At 64.3% G+C, this 3,518-nt stretch carries 6 protein-coding genes; 4 read left to right on the top strand and 2 right to left on the bottom strand.

Annotated elements, in window-relative coordinates; translation table 11 throughout:
• The coding region (locus EOA33_RS28585; RefSeq protein WP_127407164.1) for a HAMP domain-containing protein at positions 1-789 on the bottom strand (789 nt) is incomplete at its 3' end.
• The gene (locus EOA33_RS28580) at positions 786-1,502 is read right to left on the bottom strand and encodes a response regulator transcription factor (RefSeq protein WP_126058649.1); all 717 of its coding nucleotides are present in this window, start codon (positions 1,500-1,502) and stop codon (positions 786-788) included. The genes EOA33_RS28585 and EOA33_RS28580, both read right to left, overlap by 4 nt.
• A gap of 239 nt (positions 1,503-1,741) precedes the next feature.
• On the opposite strand from EOA33_RS28580, the gene EOA33_RS28575 reads away from it, so the two are divergent.
• From EOA33_RS28575 to clpS, 4 genes are all read left to right on the top strand, one after another.
• Complete coding sequence (locus tag EOA33_RS28575) at positions 1,742-2,044, top strand: hypothetical protein (RefSeq protein WP_126058650.1); 303 nt, start codon at positions 1,742-1,744, stop codon at positions 2,042-2,044.
• Between the two features lie 40 nt (positions 2,045-2,084).
• Entirely contained in the window at positions 2,085-2,327 is a 243-nt protein-coding gene (locus tag EOA33_RS28570) for a hypothetical protein (RefSeq protein ID WP_126058651.1), read from the top strand.
• Positions 2,328-2,505: 178 nt separating this feature from the next.
• Positions 2,506-2,820 (top strand): hypothetical protein, encoded by a 315-nt coding sequence (locus EOA33_RS28565; protein ID WP_126058652.1) that lies wholly within the window; start codon positions 2,506-2,508, stop codon positions 2,818-2,820.
• A gap of 115 nt (positions 2,821-2,935) precedes the next feature.
• Entirely contained in the window at positions 2,936-3,241 is a 306-nt protein-coding gene (clpS, locus tag EOA33_RS28560; RefSeq protein ID WP_126058653.1) for an ATP-dependent Clp protease adapter ClpS, read from the top strand.
• Positions 3,242-3,518: the final 277 nt, after the last annotated feature.

Genomic DNA, 3,518 nt, shown 5'->3' with positions numbered 1-3,518 from the left:
GTCCTCGACATAGTCGCGCAGCCTGCCCTGCATGGCGTTGACCGCCTTGGCGGCGGCGCGGATCTCGCGACTGCCGGTTTCGGAGATCGGTGGGCTCTTCAGGTCGTTTCCGATACGGTTCACCGCCGTTTCCATCATCCGGTAGGGCGCGGTCAGCCGGCGCAGCGACCAGATCGACATCGCGACCACCAGCCCGGCAATCAGCGAATAGAGTGGCAGGCTGTCGAAGCTGAGGATCGGCCCGACCGGGGTGTTCGGTTCGGTGAAGTTCAGCCACTGGCCGTCGGCGAAGCGCAGCGACGCCGTCAGCTTGTCGCTCTGGGCAAAGTCCGCCGCCAGCACCAGAAGGTCGCGCTCGACCTGGCCGACGTCCTTGTTGGGAACCGTGCCGCCGGGGGCGTCGGCCTCGCGCGACGCTGGATCGCGCCGGACGCGCGCGTCGGTGATGCCGAATTTCGACAGGCGGCCAACGAGGATGTCCTCCAGCTCGGCGAGCTCGTCGTCGCCGGCGATCGAGGAGGTGACTGCGGGCGTATCCGAAACAGTGAGCGCATAGGTGGCGTTGAACAGGCCCGACGCGGTCGCCTTGCGTTCCTCGGGCGTGGCATCATGCATCAGCTGCACCAGCGAGAAGGCGCGGTCGTTCAGCCGGTAGAGATCGACCACGTCATTGGCGGCGGCGCGGTCGCGCGAGACGATGTAGAGCGTCGCGACCTGGCTGATCAGCAGGCCGGCAATGACGATGAGCAGCACCCAGACAGGCAATGTCTCCGGCAGGAAGCGTCTCATTCGGTGGTCGTCTCGGGCAAGAACTGATAGCCGCCGCTGCGCACGGTAAGGATCAGTTTCGGCGTCTTCGGATCGTCCTCCATCTTGCGCCGCAGCCGGCTGACCAGGATGTCGACGCTGCGGTCGAAACTGTAGCCGGTGTCGCCGCCCGACAGCTCGATCAGTTGGTCGCGGGTCAGCACGCGCTGCGCGCTCTTGACGAAGGTCTGCAGGAGGTTGAATTCGGCCATGGTCAGCTCGACCCTGACGTCGCCGGGCGCCGTCAGCCGTCGGCGCGAGCAGTCCATCGTCCAGCCGGCGAAATGAAAGATCTGCTTGGCGGCCGGCCGGCGCGGCTCGGCGGCGCCGTTGCGCCTTAGCACCGCGCGGATGCGGGCGAGCAGCTCGCGCGGATCGAACGGCTTCGGCACATAGTCGTCGGCGCCCATCTCAAGCCCGACGACCCGGTCGGTCGTCTCGGTGACGGCCGTCAGCATGATGATCGGCGTCGTGTAGTTGGCGCGGAGCTCGCGGCAGAGCTCGAGCCCGCTTTTTCCAGGCAGCATCACGTCGAGGACAATGAGGTCGACCTGCGCGCGGCGAAGGATCGCCTCCATCTCAGTGCCGTCGGCGGCGACCGTGGTATGCAGGCCGCGCTTCTGGAAGAACTCCTGAAGCAGGTCGCGTATGCCCTTGTCGTCGTCGACGATCAGTATGTGTGCGTCGGATTTCACGGGATCCCTGTCATTCTGGTGGCCTGGCGGTCATTTCCGATATCACCCACACGATAGAATTCCGGCCATATCTTGGCCAGTGGCGACGATGCTTCGCGAGGCTGGATTCACCAGAAACAATCCAGAAACAAAATTCTACAGTCCGGAAAAACTCCTGAAAAATTTCAAGGGCATAACCGATGTCGTGGCGGTCAGATCACCGGCTGCGACGCTAGTCTCGGGAGTAACGGACAAGACCGATGCAGAGGTTCACGATCAGCTTGATGGGTGCGTTGCTTAGCATTTCGCTCGTCACGGCAGCGGTCGCGGCCTCCAATGCAAAGGTGACGCCGATCACCCGGGCCGAGCGGTGCAGCGATCTAAGCCGTCAAGTTGACGAAGCCCTCGAAACCCATGCCGCGGCAACGCAGGTCACCGCGGCGAAGGCACTTCAGAGAAAGGGAAACCGGTTCTGCGCCAACAAGAAGCAGGCGCAGGGAATCCGGATGCTCGCGAACGCTTTGAAGCTGCTTGGAGTGACACCGATCGACCCGGTTCAGTGACGCTCGAATTCCGACCCGCATGAAAAAAGGAAGTGAAGCCATGAAAAAGTCCCTCCTCTCCGCCCTCGGCCTCGGTGTTGCTCTGGCCTTCTCGATGCCGGCTCTCGGCAATGCCGCCGCGACCACGACCGCTGCTCCGGCTGCTACGACGACCGCTCCGGCGACCGCCGCGCCGGCCAAGGCCGCTCCGACGAAGGTTGCCGCCAAGAAGGTCTGCAAGGTGACCAAGACGCACAAGTGCCCGGTCAAGAAGGCCAACAAGGCTCCGGCGAAGAAGTCCTGATCCGCAAGCCTGCTCTTGCATCAAGGCCGCTCCAGCCGATATCCGGCTGGAGCGGCCTTGGCTCGACTGGCGCCGCCGAGCCGGCATCAGGATCGCACCCGGTCCGGCGCGCTGAAACTGGTCCCACAAACGGCGATCCTTAACCTGGTCGCAATGCCGACCCCGTAGGACAATCCGCATGAAGAAGCGGCTTTCGTCCATTATGCGTTCAATTGCGCTTGGCGGCCTGGTCGTTACCGGCCTGGCAAGGATGCTGATCCTGTTCACCGCGAGCCCGGTGCCGGACCCGGCCAGCGGGCGGACCGAGCCTTCGTTGTTCGCGCCCGAGATTTCCACCAACTGGGACTACATCACGCCGATGCAGACCTGGCTGCTGATCGTGCTGACGGCCACGACCCTGATTGCGTTCGCAGCCTGGGCGGTCGCCGCGTTCATGGAACGCCGGGCGGACGGCCCGTCCGCCGGCCGCATCGCCGGCCGCCACGGCCGTTGAACGGCGCACGATAGCTCCCACATAGATTCGTGAATGGCCGCGCCGTCGCCGGAAATGGACGGTCGCGCGCTCGCATGACAAAGTAAGAGCCTTGCTCGCAGTTGCCGGGTTTCCGATGCCAGAAACCGTCACCAAGCCACGCACCAGAACGAAGCCGCAGACCGAGCGGCCGAAACTCTACAAGGTCATCCTGATCAACGACGACTTCACGCCGCGCGAATTCGTGGTGACGGTGCTGAAGGCCGAGTTCAGGCTGAGCGAGGACCAGGCGCAACAGGTGATGATCACCGCGCACCGGCGCGGCGTCTGCGTCGTCGCCGTCTTCACCAAGGATGTCGCAGAAACCAAGGCGACGCGAGCGACGGACGCCGGCAAGGCGAAGGGCTATCCGCTGCTGTTTACGACGGAGCCGGAGGAGTAGGGCCTCTCCCTCGCCCCGTTTACGGGGAGAGGGAAAGCGAGGCCGGCTTGCCGGCTGAGCAGGGTGAGGGGTAGGGCAAGCGCCGAGTTCTGATCGCAAGCATCGGCGCTGCCCCTCATCCGCCTTCGGGCACCTTTGTAACTTGTCCCTTGCCGACTCTGCTATTGCAGCAGGTGCGGTGGCGGACGAGAGACCGGAGCATCTTTGGGCCTTGAAGCCCGTGGGAGAGCGAGGGTCTTCGTCCGCCGTTCCATCGACCCCGAACAGTCGCCTGGGC

Origin of the sequence: Mesorhizobium sp. M4A.F.Ca.ET.050.02.1.1 (assembly GCF_003997725.1) — a bacterium.
Lineage (GTDB): Bacteria > Pseudomonadota > Alphaproteobacteria > Rhizobiales > Rhizobiaceae > Mesorhizobium.
The sequence above is the reverse complement of the archived record's forward strand: the minus strand, read 5'-3'. Positions and strand labels throughout refer to the sequence as shown.